The organism is Actinokineospora sp. (genome assembly GCF_050699995.1).
Taxonomy (GTDB): Bacteria; Actinomycetota; Actinomycetes; order Mycobacteriales; family Pseudonocardiaceae; genus Actinokineospora.
Genome location: NZ_JBOHGC010000177.1, coordinates 1 through 2,990, shown reverse-complemented (window position 1 = coordinate 2,990; position 2,990 = coordinate 1). Strand labels below are relative to the sequence as shown.

General features: G+C 68.5%; 1 protein-coding gene. It reads right to left on the bottom strand.

The features are described 5' to 3' along the window. The coding region (locus ACRDSQ_RS09850) for a putative LPS assembly protein LptD (RefSeq protein ID WP_431420541.1) at positions 1–2,990 on the bottom strand (2,990 nt) is incomplete at both ends.

Below are 2,990 nucleotides of genomic sequence, written 5' to 3'. Positions count from 1 at the left end.
AGCCAGAGGTTGTAGCCCAGCGAGCGGATGGGGCGCTCCGAGTAGACGTCGGTGATCCAGGACAGGTCGGCGCCGAAGTTCCCCGGCGGCTGCAGCCGCACGCCCGAGCTGATGGTCGAAAGCGGGTGCGGTTGGAGCTGCTCGCGCCACAGGAAGTTGTAGGAGCCGTTGATGTCCCACGAGAGGAGATTGTCGAGCCGCTGCACGGCGTCGCCCTTCTTGAGCTTCGCTTGCAGCCGCTGGGCGAGCGTGAAGTTCATGCGCGCGCTCTTGAAGCCCGAGATGCCGATGCTGCCGACGGTGGAGAAGCGCTGTCGGCGGGTGCCGAACGCGTCGACGTAGGTGAGCTGCTCGAAATCGGGGCTGTAGGACACGGACACGCTCGGGAACACGACGTGCCTCAGTCCGACCAGCGGCCCGATGTTGGGACGGAAGCTGCCGTAGAGCGTCGTGCTCGCGGTCATCGACGCGCCCCACGTCGTGGCGGGCACGATCCGGTTCCCGAGCTCGTCGTGGTCGAAGACGACGTTGCTGGCATGGATGGCCGGCGCCATGTTGAGCCATCCGAACAGCCGCCGCGAGTCGCTGAGCGAGGCGTTGGTGGCGACCGCGCTGCGGGTGAGGCCGCGCTGCTGAATGACGAGAGAGTCATCGAGCACGCCGGTGCGCTGGTGGTACCTCAGGTAGCGGCTGCTGAGGCTGAAGTACATGGTCGAGAGCGGCTTCGCGAGCGGCGAATTCTTGAGGAATCCCAGGGCACCCAGCGTCCGGGTGGGAAACGTGACCGACACGCTGGGGGCCGATTCGACCAGGTTCGGCAGCTGCGCCACCAGGCCCGGCACGGCGGTCGGGGCCCGCAAGCTCTCGTCCGCATCGAGGTCCTGACGGCGGTCGAGGACCACGTTGAGGCTCGCCCAATCGGCATAGTGGGAGAACGACAGGCTCGAGGTGAGGAAGCGGTTGAGCCGCTGCGAGAGCGGCGTCCCGAAGCCCGCCTCGCGGCGATAGTCGCGGCTCGAGACGAAATCGGCGCGCGCCACGAGCCGCGTGCGACCGCCCAGCTCCTGCGCATGGTCGGAGGAGACGCTCCAGCGCTCGTCCTGATCGAGCTCGCTGCGTGCGAAGGTCCCGTTCACCCGGCCATCGAGCCGGTAGAGCAGCTTGTAGACCAGATCGCCGCGCACCACCCAGGAAGGATCGGCCTGGTAGTAGTCCCCCGAGGCGGTGACGTCGAAGTAGTCGTTGGGCGCCCAGTAGTAGCCGGCGTTGCGGATGAACTGGCCGGACTCGCTGTTGAATCCGAACTCCATCTGGGGGAACAGGAACCCGGAATGGCGGCCGGGCTTGATCGGGAAGAGATAGAACGGCAGCGCCAACAGCGGCACGTTCTTCACGTAGAACACCACCGGCTTCGCCACCAGCTTGTCCTTCAGGTACACCTTCATCCGGCGGGACGAGAAGCGGTAGTGCGGCGGGTCGTTCTCGCAGGTGCTGTAGGAGCCGTCCAGCACCTCGAGCTCCCGGTCGCCCACCTTGCGGATGCGCCGACCGTGGTAGAGGCCCTTCTCGTACGCGGTTTCGGCCTGGTAGATGTTCCCGGTGCGGGTCTCGAGATCGTAGGACATGAGATGCCCGGTGACCTCCTCGCCGCGGTCCACCAGCTTGGGCTCGCCGGTGGCGACCAACGTCTGCTGTTCGCTGTCGAACTCGACCCGCTTGGCGTGCAGCTCCATCTCCTTGTAGATCAGGTGCGAGCGCCGGTCGAGCACGATGCGGTTCTTGGGCACGATGAACTCGATGCGGGGCGCGTCGTAGCGGACGATCTCGGCGCGGGCGGCCGCCGTGTCCCCCGCGGCGACCGCGAACCGGTACTCGCCGGTGGCGGCGCCCCGGACGACCGCGCGATCGACCTTGCGGTTCACGAAGTGGACGGTGATCGTGTCCCCTTCCGCCCGGTTGGCTTCCGGTGTCCGGCCGTCGCGGGGCGGGGCCTGGTAGTCGTTGCGTGCCTTGCCCACCGCGACCAGGCTGTCCATGACGTCCCGCGAGAAGAACACGACGATCTGCCGGCCCGTGAGCCGGCTGGTCTCGCCGCGGGAGTCGGGGCGCGCTCCCACGTAGTCGATCACCGCGTTGTTGCGCACGACGAACCGCCGCAACGCCCTCTTGTCGGTCCAGATTTCGAGCGTGTCGCCGGTCACCGTGGTCTCGTCGTCCCAGGCGCGCGGGCTGCCGAGCAGCCAGCCGCGATCCGCCCGGTCGTCGAACAGCCCGTAGTCGGCGCTCGCCTGCAGCGTGTCGCGGGTCACCCGCACCGAGTCGATCGCCTCCGCGATCCGCGAAGCACTGTTGACCTTGAGCATGCGCGCGCGGACCTCGGCGATCTTGCCGTCCCGGTCCCGCGAGCGGAGCACCGGCCGACCTCGGGCGACCGCCTCGTGGGCCCCGCGGTCGTAGTCCACCGAGTCGGCGGAGAGCGTCATCCGGTTCTGAAGGTCCTCGCCCACCACGTGCCCGCGAGCCTGCAGCAGGCGCTCGTTGCGGAAGTAGGCCATCTGGTCGCAGGTCGCCCTCTGGCTGCTGTCCGCCGCCGAGACCCCGCCGTAGAGATCCGCCCGGCCATGGCGCCGGTCGTAGGTCCCGCTCGGCGCCCGGAGCACCGCGCCGCGGTCGGTGATGACCACGGTGCCGACGAGCTGGAGGATGTCGCGGTCTTCGGAATAGATCGCGTGATCGCACGCGACCGTCGTCGTGCTGTCCACCATGCGCACGCGCCGATCTAGGTAGAGCATCCCCTGGGTGCGCAGGTAGCGCCCCATCTCGGCGGTGATGACCGTGCGGCCGCGGGTGATGTGCACGTTGCCGTTCAGCAGCACGATGTCGCCCTCCGGGCCTCGGGTCCCGCTCACGTTGTCGGCGGAGAGGTTGAGCGGGGGGTCGACGGGCTCGGGCTGGGCCAGGGCGGGAGCGGCCAGCAGGCTGCAGCCCAG